At 73.3% G+C, this 17,915-nt stretch carries 20 protein-coding genes and 1 pseudogene; 13 read left to right on the top strand and 8 right to left on the bottom strand.

Translation table 11 applies throughout. From position 1 onward, the window contains the following. The first annotated feature begins 74 nt into the window (after window positions 1-74). Together AB0Q96_RS32650 and AB0Q96_RS32645 are read left to right on the top strand one after the other, a co-directional pair. Window positions 75-836 carry a type 1 glutamine amidotransferase gene (locus AB0Q96_RS32650; protein WP_365331850.1) on the top strand — a complete coding sequence of 254 codons (762 nt, stop codon included), beginning with the start codon at window positions 75-77 and terminating at the stop codon, window positions 834-836. An 88-nt stretch (window positions 837-924) separates the two neighbouring features. Continuing rightward, entirely contained in the window at window positions 925-1,365 is a 441-nt protein-coding gene (locus tag AB0Q96_RS32645) for an OsmC family protein (RefSeq protein WP_365331848.1), read from the top strand. Between the two features lie 31 nt (window positions 1,366-1,396). On the opposite strand, the gene AB0Q96_RS32640 is transcribed toward AB0Q96_RS32645, so the two are convergent. After that, window positions 1,397-2,134 carry an RraA family protein gene (locus tag AB0Q96_RS32640; protein ID WP_365331846.1) on the bottom strand — a complete coding sequence of 246 codons (738 nt, stop codon included), beginning with the start codon at window positions 2,132-2,134 and terminating at the stop codon, window positions 1,397-1,399. A 158-nt stretch (window positions 2,135-2,292) separates the two neighbouring features. Between AB0Q96_RS32640 and AB0Q96_RS32635 the strand changes: the two genes are divergently transcribed. Then, window positions 2,293-3,060 carry a metallophosphoesterase gene (locus tag AB0Q96_RS32635; protein WP_365331844.1) on the top strand — a complete coding sequence of 256 codons (768 nt, stop codon included), beginning with the start codon at window positions 2,293-2,295 and terminating at the stop codon, window positions 3,058-3,060. A gap of 67 nt (window positions 3,061-3,127) precedes the next feature. Here AB0Q96_RS32635 and AB0Q96_RS32630 read toward each other — a convergent pair whose 3' ends face one another. Together AB0Q96_RS32630 and AB0Q96_RS32625 are read right to left on the bottom strand one after the other, a co-directional pair. Beyond that, a complete protein-coding gene (locus AB0Q96_RS32630; protein WP_365331843.1) occupies window positions 3,128-4,594 on the bottom strand; it encodes a carboxylesterase family protein in 1,467 nt (488 codons plus the stop codon). Window positions 4,595-4,623: 29 nt separating this feature from the next. Continuing rightward, complete coding sequence (locus AB0Q96_RS32625) at window positions 4,624-5,823, bottom strand: MFS transporter (RefSeq protein ID WP_365331841.1); 1,200 nt, start codon at window positions 5,821-5,823, stop codon at window positions 4,624-4,626. A 16-nt stretch (window positions 5,824-5,839) separates the two neighbouring features. Here AB0Q96_RS32625 and AB0Q96_RS32620 point away from each other — a divergent pair, with 16 nt between their 5' ends. The 3 genes from AB0Q96_RS32620 (at window position 5,840) to AB0Q96_RS32610 (ending at window position 7,913) form a co-directional block, all read left to right on the top strand. After that, the gene (locus tag AB0Q96_RS32620) at window positions 5,840-6,001 is read left to right on the top strand and encodes a hypothetical protein (protein WP_365331839.1); all 162 of its coding nucleotides are present in this window, start codon (window positions 5,840-5,842) and stop codon (window positions 5,999-6,001) included. Between the two features lie 111 nt (window positions 6,002-6,112). After that, window positions 6,113-7,492, top strand: a complete 1,380-nt coding sequence (locus tag AB0Q96_RS32615; RefSeq protein ID WP_365331837.1) for an ROK family transcriptional regulator — start codon at window positions 6,113-6,115, stop codon at window positions 7,490-7,492. A 46-nt stretch (window positions 7,493-7,538) separates the two neighbouring features. Further along, the gene (locus AB0Q96_RS32610) at window positions 7,539-7,913 is read left to right on the top strand and encodes a hypothetical protein (RefSeq protein ID WP_365331835.1); all 375 of its coding nucleotides are present in this window, start codon (window positions 7,539-7,541) and stop codon (window positions 7,911-7,913) included. On the opposite strand, the gene AB0Q96_RS32605 is transcribed toward AB0Q96_RS32610, so the two are convergent. From AB0Q96_RS32605 to AB0Q96_RS32595, 3 genes are all read right to left on the bottom strand, one after another. Continuing rightward, on the bottom strand, window positions 7,895-8,425 hold the full coding sequence (locus tag AB0Q96_RS32605; protein ID WP_365331833.1) for a GNAT family N-acetyltransferase: 531 nt from the start codon (window positions 8,423-8,425) through the stop codon (window positions 7,895-7,897). The genes AB0Q96_RS32610 and AB0Q96_RS32605 overlap by 19 nt on opposite strands. 94 nt (window positions 8,426-8,519) lie before the next feature. Next, the gene (locus tag AB0Q96_RS32600; protein WP_365331831.1) at window positions 8,520-9,038 is read right to left on the bottom strand and encodes a DinB family protein; all 519 of its coding nucleotides are present in this window, start codon (window positions 9,036-9,038) and stop codon (window positions 8,520-8,522) included. Between the two features lie 227 nt (window positions 9,039-9,265). Beyond that, entirely contained in the window at window positions 9,266-9,637 is a 372-nt protein-coding gene (locus tag AB0Q96_RS32595) for a cupin domain-containing protein (RefSeq protein ID WP_365331829.1), read from the bottom strand. Window positions 9,638-10,024: 387 nt separating this feature from the next. Here AB0Q96_RS32595 and AB0Q96_RS32590 point away from each other — a divergent pair, with 387 nt between their 5' ends. After that, a complete protein-coding gene (locus AB0Q96_RS32590; protein ID WP_365331827.1) occupies window positions 10,025-10,408 on the top strand; it encodes a VOC family protein in 384 nt (127 codons plus the stop codon). On the opposite strand, the gene AB0Q96_RS32585 is transcribed toward AB0Q96_RS32590, so the two are convergent. Then, window positions 10,383-11,615, bottom strand: a complete 1,233-nt coding sequence (locus tag AB0Q96_RS32585; protein WP_365331825.1) for a cytochrome P450 — start codon at window positions 11,613-11,615, stop codon at window positions 10,383-10,385. The two genes, AB0Q96_RS32590 and AB0Q96_RS32585, sit on opposite strands and share 26 nt — an antisense overlap. 384 nt (window positions 11,616-11,999) lie before the next feature. On the opposite strand from AB0Q96_RS32585, the gene AB0Q96_RS32580 reads away from it, so the two are divergent. The 3 genes from AB0Q96_RS32580 to AB0Q96_RS32570 all read left to right on the top strand — a co-directional run bounded on the left by AB0Q96_RS32580 (window position 12,000) and on the right by AB0Q96_RS32570 (window position 14,548). After that, window positions 12,000-12,359, top strand: a complete 360-nt coding sequence (locus tag AB0Q96_RS32580) for an SPW repeat protein (RefSeq protein WP_365331823.1) — start codon at window positions 12,000-12,002, stop codon at window positions 12,357-12,359. Window positions 12,360-12,556: 197 nt separating this feature from the next. Next, window positions 12,557-12,913, top strand: a complete 357-nt coding sequence (locus tag AB0Q96_RS32575) for a DUF805 domain-containing protein (RefSeq protein ID WP_365331821.1) — start codon at window positions 12,557-12,559, stop codon at window positions 12,911-12,913. A gap of 345 nt (window positions 12,914-13,258) precedes the next feature. Continuing rightward, window positions 13,259-14,548 (top strand): bifunctional GNAT family N-acetyltransferase/ATP-binding protein, encoded by a 1,290-nt coding sequence (locus AB0Q96_RS32570; protein ID WP_365331819.1) that lies wholly within the window; start codon window positions 13,259-13,261, stop codon window positions 14,546-14,548. Between the two features lie 39 nt (window positions 14,549-14,587). Here AB0Q96_RS32570 and AB0Q96_RS32565 read toward each other — a convergent pair whose 3' ends face one another. Further along, window positions 14,588-15,076 (bottom strand): GNAT family N-acetyltransferase, encoded by a 489-nt coding sequence (locus AB0Q96_RS32565; RefSeq protein WP_365331817.1) that lies wholly within the window; start codon window positions 15,074-15,076, stop codon window positions 14,588-14,590. Between the two features lie 170 nt (window positions 15,077-15,246). On the opposite strand from AB0Q96_RS32565, the gene AB0Q96_RS32560 reads away from it, so the two are divergent. The 3 genes and pseudogenes from AB0Q96_RS32560 (at window position 15,247) to AB0Q96_RS32550 (ending at window position 17,866) form a co-directional block, all read left to right on the top strand. Then, window positions 15,247-16,494 (top strand): histidine kinase, encoded by a 1,248-nt coding sequence (locus AB0Q96_RS32560; RefSeq protein ID WP_365331815.1) that lies wholly within the window; start codon window positions 15,247-15,249, stop codon window positions 16,492-16,494. A gap of 82 nt (window positions 16,495-16,576) precedes the next feature. Then, window positions 16,577-17,057 (top strand): annotated as a pseudogene (locus AB0Q96_RS32555) (transposase family protein). Between the two features lie 104 nt (window positions 17,058-17,161). Further along, the gene (locus AB0Q96_RS32550) at window positions 17,162-17,866 is read left to right on the top strand and encodes an IS5 family transposase (RefSeq protein ID WP_365331897.1); all 705 of its coding nucleotides are present in this window, start codon (window positions 17,162-17,164) and stop codon (window positions 17,864-17,866) included. Window positions 17,867-17,915 lie beyond the last annotated feature (49 nt).

Raw genomic sequence — 17,915 nt, 5'->3', positions numbered from 1 at the left:
CGCAACTCGGCGTTCCTTCGACGCATCGTGGAGGCGGGACGCCCGTGACCCAACTGTCCGCACACCCTGTCCTGGTGGTCCAGCACGAGGCCGACGCCGGCCCCGGCCTGGTCGGCCAGCGGCTCCGCGCGGCCGGGCTCGACCTGCGGGTCCATCACCCGTGGCGCGGTGAGGAGTTGCCCGCCGAGGTGGCCGGCTGGGCGGGGCTGTTGGTGCTCGGCGGCGCGCCCAACTGCGAGGACGACACCGCCGCGCCCTGGCTGCCGCGCGTCCGGGAGCTGATACGGCAGGCCGTCGACGCCCGTGTCCCGGTCCTCGGCATCTGCCTCGGCGGGCAGATCCTGGCCCATGCCCTGGGCGGGCGGGTCGGCCGCCGCCCGCAGGGGCCCGAGCTCGGGGCCGTACCGCTGCGCCGGCTGCCCGCCGCCGACGCCGACCCGGTGCTCGGCGCCGTGCCCGAGGGCGCGCTCGCGGCCCAGTGGCACTGGGACGAGGCCGAGGCGCTGCCGGCCGGCGCGGTGCCGCTGCTGACCGGGGACTACTGCCCGTACCAGGCCTTCCGGGTCGGGACCCGGGCCTGGGGCGTGCAGTTCCACCCCGAGGTCCTCGCGGACGCGATCGCCGACTGGGCGGCCTCGGACGGGCCCGCCGCACGAGCCGCGGGCGGGGACCCGGACGGCGCGATCGCCTCCGTACGGGAGGCGGAGCCCGAGCTGCGCGCGGTCTGGGGCGCGATGGCCGAGTCCTGGGGCGCCGTCGTGCGGGAGGCGGCGGAGACGGAGGGCGTGCGCGTTCCGGTGCCGGGGCCGGGCGGGCGGGAGCGCGAGCGCGCGTGAGGGCGGGCGCGGGGGCGCGGGAATGATGGGATGGTCCGTGCGCACGCGTTCGTGTGCGCACGGACCGCAGTGAGGAGCAGTGCCGCCCATGGCCGAGTACCGGATCGAGACCGTCCGCACCGGATACCGCACCTGGACCGCCCGCAACGACCGGGGCGCCGAGGTGCGCATCGGGGCCGCCGACGACGCGGACGCCCAGCCCTCGTTCACGCCCGTCGAGCTGCTGCTCGCCGCGATGGGCGGATGCGGCGGCATGGTGATCGACCGGACGGCGCGGGCCGTCGACCACGACGAGCTGCGGATCGTCGTCGAGGGCGTGGCCGGTCCGGAGGACGACGGGCGGGTCGGGCGGATCCGGGTCAGCTACGAGTTCGAGCTGCCCGACAACAACCCGCGGGCGGCGGACGTGTTCGCCCGCGGGGTACGGCTCACGCACGAGAAGTTCTGCACGGTGAGCCGTACCGTCGAGCACGGCGCGGAGGTCGAGGCGATCCTCCCGGACGGCACCGTCGGCTTCCGGGCCGGCTGAGCCCCGTCGGACCCGGCGCCGCCCGGCCCGCCTACTCCTCGATGGCGCCGCCGGTCGCGCGCAGGTGCCGGCGGAAGGTGTACGCCGGGTCCTGGGCGCGCCGTTCCAGGTAGAGGTCGAAGCGGGTCTGGTCGCGCAGGGTCCGCCCGGCCCTGATCAGCCGGGCTTGGTTCCGCTCGGTGCGGAAGATCTCCTCGGCGGTCTCCAGGACGGCCTCCGCGCGGTCCGCCGCCACGAACAGCACGCCGTCGTCGTCGGCGAACACCACGTCGTCCGCGCCGACCGTGTGCTCGCCGACACGGGCACTGCTCAGCGCCTCCGGCCCGCGCGGGTCGAGCCGCACCGGGCCGGGCGCGTGGGCCCCGTACGAGAAGACCGGCAGCCCGATCTCCAGCAGGTCGGGCGTGTCCCGGTGCAGCCCCCACACGACGACGGCCGCGATGCCGGCCGTCCCCGCCTCCAGGACGGCGAGGTCCCCGACGCACGCCTCGTCCCTGCGGCCCTCGTTGTCGATGACGAGCACGTCGCCGAGGGCGGCGCGGGTGTATGCCTCCAGGAAGACGTCGACGCTGCCGTAGTGCCGGACGGGCAGTGCGCGGCCCGCGATCCGGCGGCCGGGGAGCACCGGCAGGATGCCGGCGGGCGCGGCCCGCAGCGGTTCCCCGAGCCGGACGCAGGCGTCGGCGATCAGCGGGGTGGCGAGGGCGGCGAAGCGCTCGTCGAGCGCGGCGGGGGCCGTGGGCCCTTTCGTGTCGGCGGGCTCGTTCACGGGATGCTCCCTTCGACGGGGTGGGAGGTCCGGATGCTAGCCGAGCGGGCCGGGCGGGAACGGGCCGACGACCGGGTGTCGGCCGTGCGGGACTTGCGGCGGGCGGGTACGGTCCCACGGGAACCGCAAGGTGACGGGGACCGGAGGAGACTGCCACCGTGATCGTGATAGCGCACTTCAGCGACATCCACGTCGGCTCCTCGCCGCGCGGCAGAGCACGGACGCGGGCCGTCACGGAGTTCCTGGACTCCCTCCCGTACGCCTTCGACGCGGTCGTCGCCACCGGTGACCTGGCCGATCACGGCACGGAGGCGGAGTACGCGTGGATCCGTGAACACGTCCTGGGCTCCCGGCATCCGGTGCTGGCCTGTCCGGGCAACCACGACCGCCGGGACGCGTTCCGGCGCGTGCTGCTCGGTGCGGAACCCACCGCCCCGGAGGCGCCGGTGAACCAGGTGCTGCGCGCGGACGGTTTCGTCCTCGCGCTGTGCGACTCCTCGGTGCCGGGCAAGGACGAGGGGTTCCTGGAGGAGGAGACCCTGGACTGGCTGGAGGAGGAGCTGGCGCGGACGCCCGAGGACGTCCCCGTGTTCGTGGGGTTCCACCATCCGCCGGTCGCGCTCGGGATCCCCTTCGTGGACGGGCTCCGCCAGTTCGGCGAGGAGCGGCTCGCGGCGCTGGTGCGCCGGCATCCGAACGTCGTCGCGCTGCTGTGCGGGCACGCCCACACCGGCGCGGCGACCACGTTCGCGGGCCGGCCGCTGCTGGTGGCGCCCGGTGTGGTGTCCACGTCCAAGCTGCCGTGGGAGCAGAACGGCGGCCCCCGGGACTACGTGTACCGGGACGAGACCCCGCCGGCGCTCGCCTTCCACGTCTTCGACGCCGGCCGGCTCACGACGCACTACCGGAGCGTGCCGGCGCGCTGACGGCGTGCCGGCACACCCGTACGCGGGTGTGCCGGCACGCTCCCGCCCTCTGGGGGCTCAGCCCAGCTCAGCCCAGCCAGATCTCGCGGACCGCCTTCAGCGGGTCCTCCGCCACCTCCGGCGTCGCGTTCCAGAGCATCGTCGCGCGGCCGGTGGAGGTGTAGGCGGGCCACTCCTCCCCCGGGTTCCCCTCCGTGACGAACGCGACCCACGCGCGGTGCATGGCGTCGGCCAGCGCCCGCGGCGGGTTGTCGCCCGCGGCGGCCGTGACGCCCTCCGCGTCGAGCAGGTCGAAGGCGTAGGGCAGGTCGAGGCAGTGGAACGACTGCCCGTTCAGCGGCGAGGTCCAGTCGAACTGGTAGAGCCAGGTGGGCTCGCCGCGTTCGGCGCGGGCGTCGGCGACCGCGAGGGACGGGGCGCGGAAGGTCGCGTCGGTCAGGGCCTGGCCGAAGTGGGCGGCCGGGTCGGTGTCCGCGTACGTCCGGGCGAAGGCACCCGCCCCGGCCTCGTCGAGGCCGAGTCCGCCCAGCAGCAGCGGCAGCGGCAGGGGGGCGTCCTCGGGGCCCGCGCCGGGCGTGGGGATCATGTTGAACTCGTGGGCGGTGAAGCCCAGCATCAGCGGCACCCCGGCTCCGGCGTCACCGGTGGTGAGCGCGTCCAGGACGGGCTCGGGGATCAGCTCGCCGTCGGCGAAGGGCACCAGCGAGAGCATCGGCGGGAGGCCCTCGCGGTCCGGACCCGGCTCGCCGAGGCGGTCCTGGAGGTCGAGGATCTCGTCGTCGCCGAGGTCCTGGAGGGCGGCGGCGGTGGCCGGGAGGCCCGTACGGGCGGTGAAGAGGCGCGCGACGGCGCGGGCGATCTCGGGGCCGTCGGGGCGCATGACGGCGCCGGACACGGAGATCACGCCGCGGAAGAGGTCGCGGGCGGAGGGGACCGCGAGGAGGGTCTGGACGGCGCCGCCGCCCGCCGACTGGCCGGCGATGGTGACCTTGGCGGGGTCGCCGCCGAAGCGCGCGATGTTGTCGCGGACCCACTCCAGGGCGGCGATCCAGTCCCGTACGCCACGGTTGTCGGGGGCGTCGTCCAGGTGGAGGAAGCCCTCGATGCCGAGCCGGTAGCCGAGGGAGACGAGCACGACGCCGTCGCGGTTGAACGCGGCACCGTCGTACCAGGGGCTCGCCGCGGAGCCCGCGACGTACCCGCCGCCGTGGATCCAGACGAGGACCGGCAGGGCCGCGTCGGCGTCCGGCGCGGGAGTGAAGACGTTGAGGTTGAGGACGCCGTCGCCGGGGATGGACGGCTCGGGGATGGTGGTGACGTCCGCGAACGGGCGGCGCTGCGCGGTCGGTCCGTACGCGGTGGCGTCCAGCGGCTCGGTCCACGGCTCGGGCGGCACGGGCGCGGCGAAGCGGAGCGGGCCGACCGGCGGCTGGGCGTACGGGATGCCCAGGAAGCGGCAGCTTCCGTCGGCCCGGAGCTCGCCGCGGACGGGACCGCGGGTGGTGGTGACGAGGGGCGGGAGGGTGCCGGTCATGGGAGGCTCCTGTCGGGGCTCGGAACGGTTCACTTGACGCTCTTGATGGGCTTGATGGCGAGCGCGCCGACGAGGACGACGCCGATCGCGAAGAGGAACAGCGCCCGGTAGCCGGGGGCCTTGTCGGCGCCGTCGGAGAAGAGGCCGATGATCCCGGCGGCGACCAGCGGGCCGAGGGCCTGCGGCACGTTGGTGGCGATGTTGAGGATGCCGAGGTCGCGGCCCGCGCTGTCGCCGGCCGGCAGGACCTCGGTCATGAGGGCCATGTCGAGGGACATGTAGGTGCCGAAGCCGATGCCGGCGAGCAGCGCGTACGCGTACATCGCGGACGTGGTGGGGCTGATCAGCGGGAGGACCATGGAGGCGGCGAGGACGAGCGCCGCGCCGGCGATGAAGATCTTGCGGCGGCCGGTGCGGTCCGACAGCTTGGCGGCCGGGAGGGATCCGGCGAAGGTGCCGACCAGGGTCAGTACGGCCATCAGCGACTGGGCCCGGTCGACGTCGGCGCCGTCGAGGCCCACGTAGTCGGTGAGGGCGTAGCGCTGGTACATCAGCACGCCCCAGTAGCCGAAGACGAAGACGACGCGGGCGAGGAAGGCCCAGGCGAAGTCGGGGTGCTTGCGCGGGGAGACCCAGAAGCCCTTGAGGAAGGCGCCGAGCGAGAAGGGCTCGGGCTCGTCGGTGACCGGGGTGTCCTTGTTGACCAGGACGAAGGCGAGGGTGACGACGAGGACGCAGGCGGCGAAGACGGCGTAGCCGATGCCGACGTGCGCGGCGAAGCGGGCGCCGATGACGACGCCGAGGGTGGCACCGACCTGGCTGCCGACGCCGATGAACGCGGAGAACATGCCGAGGCGTGCGGCGGGGACGCGGTCGGCGAGGATCGCGGTCATGGGGGCCTGGACCACGTTGAGCAGGACCTGGACGGCGACCCACATGACGGTCAGCCAGAGCAGGCCGGTGGCCTGGCCGATGGCGAGCAGGGCGAGGGTCGAGGCGACGGCGCCGAGCGCCATCCAGGGGGTGCGGCGGCCGAAGCGGCCGCGGGTGCGGTCGGAGAGCGCGCCGGCGATGGGCTGGACGAAGAGGGTGACGATCGAGGAGGTCATCGTCACCATCGCGAGGCTGGACTCCTTGGAGTCCGGGGCGATGGCCTCGACCTGGATCGGCAGGAGGACGCCCAGCAGGCCCGAGTAGGCCATGTAGAGCGTGGTGAATCCGGCCAGCATCGACCACAGGAGGGTCGTGGTCCCCGCCGCCCGGGGCGACGCGGGGGCGGCCTGCGGTGAGGGCGCGATGGGCATGGGCGGTTGCTGCCTTCCTGGCCGGGCCGCCCGGGTCTCCCGGGGCGGCCTCGACGGCCTCGTCGGCCCCGACGTCGTCGTCGGGGACGTCCACAGCGTCTGACCGGAAACCATTTACGTCAATACTCGAAATAAAAAGGTGACGCGTGTCACTTACTCGTGTCAGCGGAGGGTGGTCCACCGTTCGCTCCCCGGCGTCGGAGAGAATCGCCGGGTGCTCGTAGCCCCTGCCGAACCGCCCTCCGACTCCGCCGCCGTACGCCGCCTCAACCTGTCGCGCGTCCTGCGGCACATCGCCGAGCGCGGCCCCTGTTCCCGCAGCGAGGTCTCGGTCGCGACCGGCCTGGCCCACGGCTCGCTCACCGCCCTCACCGCCGACCTCATCGACCGGGGACTCGTACGGGAGGCCGGGCTGACCCCGGCGGGCGGACGCGGGCGGCCCCGGCGGCAGCTGGAACTGGTGCCGGGACGGGTCCTCACCCTCGCGGTACGGATCACCCGCCAACGGCTCCAGACCACCGTCGCCGACCTCGCGGGCGAGGCCGTGCACCGTGCCTCGCTCCCCCACCGGACCCCGCGGGGCGACCCGCGGCCCCTCGCCCGCGCCGTCGCGAGCGCGCTGCGCGAGGCCCGGGCGGCCGCGCTGGCCGTGCCGGGGGCGTACGTGTGGGGCGCCGTGCTGGCGATGCCGGGTCCGGTCGACGCGGACGGCGCCCACGTGTTCAGCACCGACTTCGGCTGGCCGGGGCCGGTGGACCTGGCCGGGCTCGTACGGGAGGAGCTGCGGCGCACCGGACCGGACGAAGACCCCGTCGAGCTCCCGCTGGCCCTGGTGAACGACGCCAACCTCGCCGCGCTCGCCGAGTACCGCGCCCTGGCGGCGCGCCGCGGCACGGCGCCGCGTTCGCTCGCGTACCTGAAGGCGGACATCGGCGTCGGCGGCGGGCTCGTCCTCGACGGGCGCATCCACACCGGCGGGCACGGGGTGGCGGGCGAGCCGGGGCACATGCCCGTCGCCTTCGACGGACCGGCGTGCGCCTGCGGGGGACGGGGCTGCCTCGCCCTGTACGTCGGCCCCGAGGCGCTCACCGACGCGGCGGGCCTCGCCGGACTGCGCGCCTCGGCGGGCCCGGACGCGGCGCTGGCCGCCCTCGGCGCGGCCCTGGCGGCCGGGGAACGGCGGGCACTCGACGCGCTGGACGCCGCCGGCGAGGTACTGGGCGCGGCCGTGCTCGCCGTCACCAGCCTCCTCGACGTGGACGAGGTCGTCCTCGGCGGCTACCTCGCCGACTGGCACCCCTGGCTCGAACCCGGCCTCACCGCACGCCTGTCCGGCCGCCGCGCCCTCGTGGACCTGCTCGTGCCGGACCCGGTGCCGGGCGTGCTGGGCGCGGACGCGGCGCTGACGGGTGCGCTCACGTACGGGCGGGACGCGGTGCTGGACGACCCGGCGGCCGTACCGGGGGCGGGGCCGGGGTCGGCGTCGGCGTCGGCGTCGGCGTCGGCGTCGGCGTCGAGCGGAGGGTCGGGGTCGGACTCGAACTCGGCGTCTGCGTCGGGCTCGGGCGTCAGCCGCGGCTCGGCTTCCGGGTGAGCGGGGCGGCCGGTTGCCCGGTCCTCGGTCAGGGAAGGCTCGCGGTGTGAACGTGAGTCCCGATGCCCTGCTCGGAGCCCTGGTCGTGGTGGCCGGGGCCGTCGTCGTCGCGGCGGGTGCCCGCTGGAAGGGGCGGGCCGTGCGCCCGCCCGCGCCCCGACGCGCGCGGAGGGCCGCCTGGCAGAGTTACGTGCGGGCGCTGACCCGCTCGGCCGAGCTGGCGATCGCCGCCGCCCGCGAGGCGGCGGGCCGGGGCGAACCGGCCATCGTGACCGTCGAGTCGGTCGTACGGCTCGCGCACGAGCGCTTCGGCTACGAGGAGGTCAGCCGGGCGCACGCGGCTGCCGCGCTGCGCCAGGCGTACGAGCGCGGGCGGTGCGCGGCGGACTGCATGACCGACGCCTACAGCTCGATCCAGTAGCGGCGCTTGAGGCCGATCTCGGTGGGGCGGACGTCCTCCAGGACGCCGCCGTTGCGCTCGATGGTGCGGGCCGAGGCGGTGTTGGTGTCGTCGCAGGTGAGCAGGACCCGGGTCAGGCCGAGCGCGCGGGCCTCGGGGAGGACGGTGGCGAGCGCCCAGGTGGCGAGGCCGCGGCGGCGGGCGGAGGGGCGGACGCTGTAGCCGATGTGGCCGCCGGCCCGGAGCAGGAAGTCGTTGAGCTCGTGGCGGAGGTCGATCGCGCCGAGGTACGTGTCGTCCTCGGCGATCCACCAGTGGGTGGCGTGGACCCGGCCCTCGGGCTGGGGCCGGGTCCGGTCGGACTGTTCGCGGAGCCGGCCCACCCAGGAGGTGAAGACCTCGGGCATGGCGAAGGCGTCGTCCGCGGCGAGCCGCATTCCGGTGCCGTCCTGGTTGACGCCGGGGATCCATTCGGCGTGGGCGTCGAGCCAGGAGGCGTGGAGTCGCGCGGTGGGGGCGATCAGCTGCGGCATGCGGTGACGATAACAGCCAGGAGCACCGCCGCTACCAGGAGTTTCTTCCGCTCGGGACGGTACGAGGGAGGGGGCGGCGGGGTGCCCGGTGCCGCTACTCGCCGGTGGCGCCGTCGATGCGCTCGCGCAGCAGGTCGGCGTGGCCGTTGTGGCGCGCGTACTCCTCGATCATGTGGACGAGGACGTAGCGCAGCGAGAAGACCTCCTCGTCGATGTGCCCGGTCACGTCGAGCGAGTCGGCCGCCTCGACGATCGCGCGGGCGCGCCGGCATTCCTCGCGCCAGACGGCGAACGCCTCCGCGACGTCGGCGTCGTCCGCGTCGTCGACGTCGAAGTCCGCCCAGTCGGTGGAGCCGACCGGGGTCCAAGGGCTGCGGCTGCTCTCCCCGTTGATGACGTTGCGGAACCAGCCGCGTTCCACCTCGGCGGCGTGGCGCACCAGCCCGAGCAGCGAGAGCGCGGAGGGTCCGACGGCCCGGTCCTTCAGCTGCTCGGCCGTCAGCCCCTCGCACTTCATGGCGAGGGTGTCCCGCTGGAAGTCCAGCATGGTGGTGAGGGTGGTGCGTTCGTCGGCGGTGCAGGGCGGCTGGGTCCGGCGGTCTTGGAGGGTCATCCCCGCATCCTGCCAGCGGTGACGGGGCGCGGGCCCGCGTATTTCGGCGGCTCGGCGGGAGGGCGACGGGCAGGGGGCCTGGACCGGTCTCCCCTGCTCACCGCAACGGTCGCTTGCTCACCGCACCGGTCGCTCGGGCCGAACACGGTTCGCACTTCCGAACGCGCAACGGCGCGTACGAGCGGTCCGTCCACGAGGCCCCGGTGCGCGTGCCGTTCGCCGGGAGGTCAGGAGCCGGACGGTACGGCGTAGTCGCCGAAGCCGACCCAGTCGAGGGCCACACAGGCTTCGTCGCCCAGGACCCAGGCGTCGTGTCCCGGCTGGATCTCGTAGAAGCTCCCGGGGCCCAGCTCCGCGCTGTCGCCGCCGTCCATCACCACCTTGATGCGACCGCTGACGACGTAGCCGACGTGGTGCGCCTGGCAGCTGTCGGTGCCCGCGAGGGGCTTCACGTGCTTGGTCCACTGCCAGCCCGGTTCGAACACGGCCCTGCCGATCTGGCCCTTGTCCGTGTTGAGCAGGTCCAGCCGGCCCTTGCCTCCGTCGAAGGGGCGGGTCTCGTCTGCGGAGTCGAAGCTCCTGGAAACGATTCCGGTCATCGTCGTCCGCCTCCCGGCGGTGGAACGCGCGACCCCGAGTCCACCTCCAGGCTACGCCGCACGGGCCCGGCGCACGTCCCGCTTGCCGCGCTCCGGGTCGCACGCCGGAGGTCCGGCGGGCCCACCCGGGGCCCACCCGGGGCCCGCCGGACCCGGTGCCGACCGGCCGGGCCGTGGCCGTAAACCGCGTTGTCGTACAAGATCGGCGCGGGCTAACGTGGAGGCATGACTGCCGGGTCGGCCATGGGCCGTGAGCGAGTAGGGCACCCGGCCGTGGCGTGAGCGCCGCCGGGTGGTGCGCGCGGGGTCCGCCGCGGCCGTCCCTCCCGTACCGCTGGTACGGGACAGGAGAGAGTCGACAGCGCCTGCCCTGGGAAAGGACCCCCCATGACCGTTGAGCTCAATCACACCATCGTGTACGCCCGTGACCGGCGGGTCTCCGCCGAATTCCTCGCCGAGGTGCTGGGCCTCGCGGTCGGTGCCCCGACGGGCCCGTTCCTGCCGGTGGACACCGGCAACGGCGTGACCCTGGACTACTACCAGCAGGGTGACGAGCCGTTCACCACCACCCACTACGCGTTTCTCGTGCCGGACGACGAGTTCGACACGATGATCGGGCGGCTGGAGGGGATGCGGGTGACGTACTACGCCGACCCGAACCACACCGAGCCGGGCCGGGTCAACCACCGCTACGGCGGCCGGGGCGCCTACTTCGACGACCCCGACGGCCACAACATGGAGATCATCACCCGCCCGTACACGCGCCGTTGACCTCGATCGGCAGCCGGGCGAGCCGCCGGACGAAGAGGCTCGGCACATAGGCGGGGGCGGCACCCGGCGGCAGCGCGAGGTCGCCGGCCGCCAGCAGGAGGCGCAGGGCGACCACGGCCTCCAGGCGGGCCAGGTGGGCGCCGAGGCAGAAGTGGATGCCCCGGCCGAAGGCCAGGTGCCCCTTCGCCCCAGGCCGGTCGAGGTCGAGGGCGTCCGGTTCCGGGTGGGCCGCCGGGTCCCGGTTGGCCGCGCCCCAGAGCAGCATCAGCCGCGCTCCGGCGGGGAGTCGCACGCCGCCGAGCACGGCCGGGCGCGTGGTGATCCTGAAGTGCCCCCGGAACGGGCTCTCCAGCCGGAGTACCTCCTCCACCAGCCGGTCGACGGCCGGCGGGTCCTTCCGCAGCCGGTCCTGGAGGTCGGGCCGGCCGGCCAGCAGCCGGACCGCGCTGCCCAGCAGGCTGGTGGTGGACTCGGAGCCCGCGATGACCAGTTGGAGCAGCACGGCGGTGGCCTCGTCGGCGGCGAGCCCGCCCTGTGCGCGGGCAGCGACGAGGGTGTCGACGAGGCCGCCCGTGGGGGTGGTCCCGGCGGCGTCGAGCCGGGCCCGGAGGTACCCGAGGAAGTCCGCCATGTCGGCGCCGAGACGGAGCATCCGGTCGGCGTCGGCGTGTCCGGAGAACAGCTCGACACCCGCGTCCGCCCAGGTGGTGAGCCGCGCGGCGTCGGCGTCGGGGAGCCCGAGGACGCGGGCGATGACGAGCACCGGGAGCGGAGCGGCGAGTTCGGCCATCCAGTCGCCGCCGCCGCGCGCGGCGAACTCCTCGATCCGGGGTGCGGCGATCTCCTCGACGCCGGTGCGCCAGGACTCGACGGCGCCGCGGCCGAAGGCGTGGCGGACGACGGCGCGTTGTCCGGTGTGGGCGGGCGGGTCGGCGGTGGCGAGGACGTCGGGCCCGGTGCCGCCCGCGTCGAGGAGGGCCGGGCGGCCGTCCTCGCCCGCGAAGAACAGCGCGGTGAGGTTGCTGGAGTAGGTGGCGGGGTCGTCGAGGACCTCCAGGACCTGGGCGTGCCGGGCGACCAGGTGGAGTCCGGCTCCCGGCAGGTGGTGCACGGGGGCCGCGGCGCGGAGCCGGGCGTAGAGGGGGTGCGGGTCGTCGAGGGCGGCGGGGGTGAAGACGTCCTCGGCCAGGACGGGGGCACGCGTCATCGGGTCTCTCCAGGGTCTGCGGTCCGGGCGCTCGGGCGAACGGGCCGGGGACGGAGGATGGAGGACGGCGGGTGACGATTCAAGAGGAATGCGCATAAAAATGCGGCAGCCCTCTTGATCTTTCCCTGAACGCTTGTTGAACCTTCCCCGTCTTTGGCGGTTCCCTGCATATGCGGACGTCGTTTTCTGTGCACATCCCTTATCGGACAGATCTACACATAAAGGCCAGATAAGCGCACAATGAAACCGCGGCGTCATGCCGCAAGCGCGGTCAGACGTGCAGGACGCCAGAAGGAGGCGAGTCGTATGGCCGACGTCTCTCACCGTCCCGGTGATATCAGCGGACACCCCGACGCGGGAGAAATGCGGGACCGTTATGCCCGTGTGCTGCAGACCCGTGGGGTGGCGGCGGTCGAGGAGCTGGTGATCCTGGCCGGCCTCTACGCCGCGGTCTCCGCGTGGACCGTCCACTTCGCCGCCGCGAAGCCGGAACTGGCTATCAGCAACCTGATCGTCGGCATCGCTCTCGCCGGCCTCGGGCTGTGCATGTCGATGGCCCCGGAGCGGTCCCAGGACCTCAACTTCGTGGTCCTGCTGCTCGGTGCATGGCTGATCGTCTCCCCCTGGGTGGTCTCCCGGGACGCCGGTACCGGCGCGATCCTCAGCAATGTCATCACCGGCGCGTGCGTCTGTCTCTTCGCCCTCACCGCGGGCGGACTGCTCATGACCAAGAGAAGGACGTGACTCCCGATCCTCTCCCCGGAACGGCGTCGCCCTCTCGCACGAGCGGGCGACGCCGTTCACGTTCGTCGCGGCCGTATCTGTGAACGGCCACCACCTGGTAACGAATTGACCCACACGGTTTCGGCCACATAAGTTCTGCGTAAAGCTAGCTCCACAGGGGCAGGCCCCATACACGATCCAGTCCTTGGGGGGACTAAGTGAACTGGTACCTCGACGTTCTCAAGAAGTACGCGGTATTCAGCGGCCGGGCGCGGCGCCAGGAATTCTGGATGTTCTTCCTGTTCAACGTGATCGCCGCGATCATCGTCATGGTCGTCGACATGGCGCTGGGCACGTATCCGCTGCTCTACGCGATCTACGCCCTCGGCGTGTTCCTTCCCGCCCTGGGCGTGACCGTCCGGCGCCTGCACGACACGGGCCGCTCCGGCTGGTGGATCCTCATCGACCTGGTGCCGCTGGTCGGCGCCATCATCCTGATCGTCTTCCTCGCCACCGAGGGTGACTCCCAGCAGAACGCCCACGGCCCGAACCCGAAGCTGGCCCCGGCCTACTGACGGTCCCGTCCCGTACGTCGAAGCCCCCGCGCGTCCGTCGCGGGGGCTTTCCGCGTGCCGGGAGCGGAGACACGTGGACATGCGCGGCGCCGCACAGAACCGCCGGCATGGAATCGCCGACGTGGAACCGACCCGCAGGGAACCGCCGGCCTGGAACCCGCCCGCCTACCGGCCCGCACGGAACCGCCGCCATGGAACCGGCCCGCGCGGACCCCGCATGCATAGAGCCGGTACGGCGCGTTCGCCCGCGCCCCTTGTGCACGATGGCGCAGGACCCGCCCCCGCCGCCCCGCCTAGCCTCGCCGTCACGGAGCGCGACAGCAGCAACGAGGGGCGGTACCACCGGTGAACTGGCTCATCCACGACTATCGCGAGAGCGATCTCGCCGCCGTCGTCCATCTCATCGACACCACGGCCGAGCTCGGCCAGGAGTCGGTCTTCTCGCTCGCCGAGTGCATCGGCGCCCTCACCTCCCGTCAGCCGGCCGTCGTCGCCGTCCACCAGGGCACGCCCATCGGCGCCGCACTGGCCTGCGTCGCCGGCGAGCGCGCCTGGGTCATGCGGATCGCGATCGCGTCGGCGTGGCGCGGCCGGGGCCTCGCGAGCGCGCTGCTCGTCGAGCTGGAGCGGCGCCTGGTGGCCGCCCGGGTGGGCCGGATCGCCTATGTGCTGCCCGAGGAGGAGCTCGTCGGCGAGGGGCTGCTCAACGCCGGGTACACCCGGCAGCCGGCGGTGGCGTACTTCGAGAAGGTCGAACCGTTGCACGGGCCCGCCGCGAACCTCCTCGACGACCTCGGCGGACGACTGCTCCCCGCCGACCTGTGGGCGAAGGTCGCCGGCATGGAACGCGAGAAGGACCTGATCGAACGGCGTGTCGTGCTGCCGCTCGCCGAACCCGAGCGGGCCGCCCGGCACGGGGTCAGACCGCCGCGCGCCCTCGGCCTCTTCGGCCCGCCGGGCACCGGCAAGACGACCTTCGCGCGGGCCATCGCCTCCCGGCTCGGCTGGCCGTTCGTGGAGATCCTGCCGTCCCGGCTCGCCGACGAGGGCAACCTGGCGGCGGCGCTGCGCTCCGCCTTCGCCCGGATCGCGGAACTGGAGCGGGTCCTGGTCTTCATCGACGAGGTCGAGGAGATCGCACCCGTGCGCACCGAGCCCGTGCAGCCCGGCGGGGCGCACGGCGTGACCAACGAGCTGCTCAAGCTCATACCCGGCTTCCGGGAGCGGGACGAGCGCCTCCTCGTCTGCGCGACCAACTCGATCCGTTCCCTCGACCCCGCGTTCCTGCGCCCGGGACGCTTCGACTACCTGATTCCCATCGGTACGCCGGACAAGGCGGCCCGGGCGGCGATCTGGTCCCGCTACACCGACGCGCGACCGGACGTCGACGTGGACGAACTCGTCCTCGCCAGCGAGCTGTTCACTCCCGCCGACATCGAGCACGCGGCCCGGATCGCCGCACAGAGCTCCTTCGAGCGGGACCTCGTGTCGGTCGGTTCCCGCACCGGGGACGAGCCCGCGCCGGGCGCGACCACCCGGGACTACCTGGACGCGATCGCCCAGTGCCGGCCGACGGTCACGCCCGAGATGATCACGCAGTTCGAGTCCGACATCACCACGCACGCCCGCTTCTGACCGGCCCGGACCCCCGCCCGGCGGCGGGCGGGCGGCGCCTCAGGCGCGGCGCCGCCGGTACAGCACCTGGTGCGCGTCCCACTCGACGAAGGAGTCGGCGTGCGCCATGCCCACGGACTCCAGGAGGTGGCGCGAGCGGGCGTTGGCCTCCTGGGTGACCGCGACGACGCTCGGCGTGTCGCCCAGGGCGCGCTCGACGGCGGCGGAGACGGCCTCGCGGGCGTAGCCCTGCCCCCAGTGCTCGGGCAGGAACTGGTAGGACACCTCCGTCTCCCCGTCCCGCCCGCCCGCCGCCACGGTGACCAGTCCGAGGACCGCGCCGTCGGCGGCCCGCTCGACGGCGTGGAAGCCGCTCGCCCCCACGATCCGCCGCTGCCGGATGCGCACCACGGAGTCGATCACGGGCCCGCCCAGGTGGCGTCGCACCTCCGGGTCGGTCCACAGCCGCGTCACGGCGGGCAGGTCCCGGGCGCGTACGGGACGCAGGACGAGCCGCTCGGTGCGGAGGGAGGCGGATGCAGGGGCCATGCATCGATGATGCCAGGCCCGACGGCCCACGCTGTCCGCGCCCACAGGCCACAGGCCACAGGCCACAGGCCACAGGCCACGATCAAGATCTACAGCTGGTACTAGCTTCACCATGGGATCGGGTACGGGCTCCATGGCAGCGTCCTCCCGCGGTGCCCTAGCGTCGTGCCATGACGATTCCAGCCGGACTGAGGCGCGCCGTCCTCCGGGCGCGGCGGGACACCGGCTTTCTTGCCACTGGTGTGCTGCCGCACCTGGCGCTGGTGCCCGTGTGGGCCTGGGCGGCGACGACCACCGCCAGGACGGGGAACTGGCTCCTCACGGTTCCCCTGTCGGCCGCCCTGGTCCTGCTCATCGCCCCGGCGCTGACGGCCGTTCAGCGGGCTCGCTACCGGGTGCTCATCGGGGTGGACGTCCCCCGGCTCACCCCCACCGCGCCGGAACAGTGGACGTGGGCCTCGACCGCCCGGTGGCTCGGGTCGACGCGGCCTTGGCGCAAGATCGGCTACCACCTCCTGCTGGGCCCGCCGCTCGCGCTGCTGGAGCTGCTGGTGCTCGTGGTGGCAGCGGCGGGCCTGGCGGGCGTCACCGCCTGCGCCTGGTCATGGGCACTGCCCACCGGAATCCGCCAGGACTGGTTCGGCTACCTGACCGAGCTGCCGGCCTACACGGCGGCTGGACTCCTTCTCCTGTGCGTCCTGCCCTGGACCGCGCGGGCGGTAGCCCGGACCGAGGCGCGGCTGGCGTCGGGCCTGCTCGGGCCCAGCCGGGCGCAGCGGCTCCAGGAGCGGGTCGATCAGCTGGCCGTGAGCCGGACCGACCTGATCGAGGCCGTCGACGCGGAGCGGCGCCGGATCGAGCGCGACCTGCACGACGGCACCCAGCAGCGCTTGGTGTCCCTCGCGGTCAACCTGGGTCTGGCCATCGCCGCCAATCCGGACCTGCCGAGTGATGCCCGCGAGGTGATCGCGAGAGCGCACCTGGAGGCGAAGGAGGCGATCGCCGAGCTCAATGACCTGGTGAGGGGGCTGCACCCGGCCGTGCTCGAAGACCGGGGTCTGGACGCGGCGTTGTCCGGGCTGGCCGCCCGCACGCCCCTGCCGGTGCGGCTGCGGGTCGATCTTGAGGAGCGGGTGGCGCCCCACGTGGAGTCGGTCGCGTACTTCGTGATCTCCGAGGCGCTGACCAATGCGACGAAGCACGCCCACGCGATGCGCGCGGAGGTGACAGTTCGCCAGGTCGGCGAGGTGCTGCGCGTCCGCGTCACCGACGACGGGCTGGGCGGCGCCGACACCGCCGCCGGCACGGGCCTGACCGGGCTGGCCAAGCGGGTCGGCTCCCTCGACGGGGCCTTCCACGTCAGCAGCCCCGTCGGCGGGCCCACCACCATCACCGCGGAGCTGCCGTGCGCGCGGTGACCGCCGAGGATTCGGTGTGGTGCGGGTCGGCCTGACCAAGGTGCCGGAGCTGGGCGGGTTCCAGGTCCCGTGACCGACTGGGATGTTGCGGGCTGAGTCGGTGTGGGTGGAGACGTTCACGGGTTTGCGGATGGATCGGTTCGCGAAGCTGGTGAAGGCGGTGCGCGAACGGGGTGGGAACGGGCCCGGTGGTGGCCGTCCGTGGTGTCTGCCGCTGGCGGACCGGGTGCTGCTGGTGGCCGTGTACTACCGCACGAACCTCACCATGCGGCAGCTCGCGCCGCTGTTCGGCGTCTCGCCGGCGACGGTGTGCCGGGTCGTCCAGCGGCTCCGTCCGTTGCTGGCGCTTGAGCGGGCTCCGCGGCCGGTGGTGGACACCGAACGGTTGTGGATCGTCGACGGCGGACAACGCCGAACACCGACGCGTCCGTGCCCGCGTCGAGCACACCTTCGCCCGGAAGGAGAACTGGAAGATCCTGCGCGACTGCCGCCAGCGAGGCGACGGACTTCACCATGCCGTCCAGGCCGTCGCTGCCATGCACAACCTCGCCATGACACGGTGAACCAGCAGGTCAAACGCCATTCAGGCCTGCCCGAAGCGCACCTTCTGCAACACCCTTTAGGGCCTGTATCGAAAGAGGATCTTGACCTGCGGATGATTACGTTCATGGGGCGAGGAGATCTTACGGACGAGCAGTGTGTGGTGCTGGAGCCGTTGTTGCCGAAGGCGGTCAGGGCTGGGCGACCGCCGCTCTGGCCTCGGCGGCGGCTGATCGACGGCATACTATTCCGGGTCCGGACCGGTGTGCCGTGGCGGGACCTGCCTGTCGAGTACGGGCCGTGGGGTCGGGTCTACGACCTCTTCCGGCGGTGCCAGCGGGACGGCGTCTGGCACCGCGTCCTGACCCGGCTTCAGTCCCTGGCTGATGCGAAGGGCGCGATCACGTGGGACCTGAGTGTCGACTCCACTGTGTGCCGCGCTCATCAGCATGCGGCTGGCGCCCGGAAGCAGGGTGATCTGCAGAAGGAACCGCCGGGCGGCGTGTTCACCGAGCCTGGTGATCACGGGCTGGGACGCTCGCGCGGCGGGTTCACCACCAAGCTGCATCTGGCGGTAGAGCAGGGGCAAAAGCCCATGTCGGATCCGCTGCACCATCCCGGACAAGACCGACCAGGCCCGCAACGCCGAAAGCTCGGCTCCCGCGGCGGCCGGCCGCCGTACTTCGACCCGGCCGATTACCGCAAGCGCCATGCGGTCGAGTGCGGGATCAACCGCCTCAAGAGGCACCGCGCCGTCGCCACGCGATGTGACAAGCTGGCAGTCTGTTACGAGGCGACCGTGCTGATCGCAACTGTCGACGAGCGGCTCTGATCTTGAACGGGCGTCAAGCGATCCGGACCCGTTGCCAGGTCGTCCTTCC

Origin of the sequence: Streptomyces sp. NPDC093111 (assembly GCF_040683955.1) — a bacterium.
In the GTDB taxonomy this organism is placed as follows: Bacteria; Actinomycetota; Actinomycetes; order Streptomycetales; family Streptomycetaceae; genus Streptomyces.
The sequence above is the reverse complement of the archived record's forward strand: the minus strand, read 5'-3'. Positions and strand labels throughout refer to the sequence as shown.

Bases quoted from the DNA above. Each gene is read 5' to 3' on its own strand.
- AB0Q96_RS32645 (WP_365331848.1), top strand. From the start codon at position 925: ATGGCCGAGTACCGGATCGAGACCGTCCGCACCGGATACCGCACCTGG.
- AB0Q96_RS32630 (WP_365331843.1), bottom strand. From the start codon at position 4,594: ATGACCGGCACCCTCCCGCCCCTCGTCACCACCACCCGCGGTCCCGTC.
- AB0Q96_RS32625 (WP_365331841.1), bottom strand. From the start codon at position 5,823: ATGCTGGCCGGATTCACCACGCTCTACATGGCCTACTCGGGCCTGCTG.
- AB0Q96_RS32605 (WP_365331833.1), bottom strand. From the start codon at position 8,425: ATGCCGCAGCTGATCGCCCCCACCGCGCGACTCCACGCCTCCTGGCTC.
- AB0Q96_RS32600 (WP_365331831.1), bottom strand. From the start codon at position 9,038: ATGACCCTCCAAGACCGCCGGACCCAGCCGCCCTGCACCGCCGACGAA.
- AB0Q96_RS32595 (WP_365331829.1), bottom strand. From the start codon at position 9,637: ATGACCGGAATCGTTTCCAGGAGCTTCGACTCCGCAGACGAGACCCGC.
- AB0Q96_RS32590 (WP_365331827.1), top strand. From the start codon at position 10,025: ATGACCGTTGAGCTCAATCACACCATCGTGTACGCCCGTGACCGGCGG.
- AB0Q96_RS32585 (WP_365331825.1), bottom strand. From the start codon at position 11,615: ATGACGCGTGCCCCCGTCCTGGCCGAGGACGTCTTCACCCCCGCCGCC.
- AB0Q96_RS32565 (WP_365331817.1), bottom strand. From the start codon at position 15,076: ATGGCCCCTGCATCCGCCTCCCTCCGCACCGAGCGGCTCGTCCTGCGT.
- AB0Q96_RS32560 (WP_365331815.1), top strand. From the start codon at position 15,247: ATGACGATTCCAGCCGGACTGAGGCGCGCCGTCCTCCGGGCGCGGCGG.
- AB0Q96_RS32550 (WP_365331897.1), top strand. From the start codon at position 17,162: ATGGGGCGAGGAGATCTTACGGACGAGCAGTGTGTGGTGCTGGAGCCG.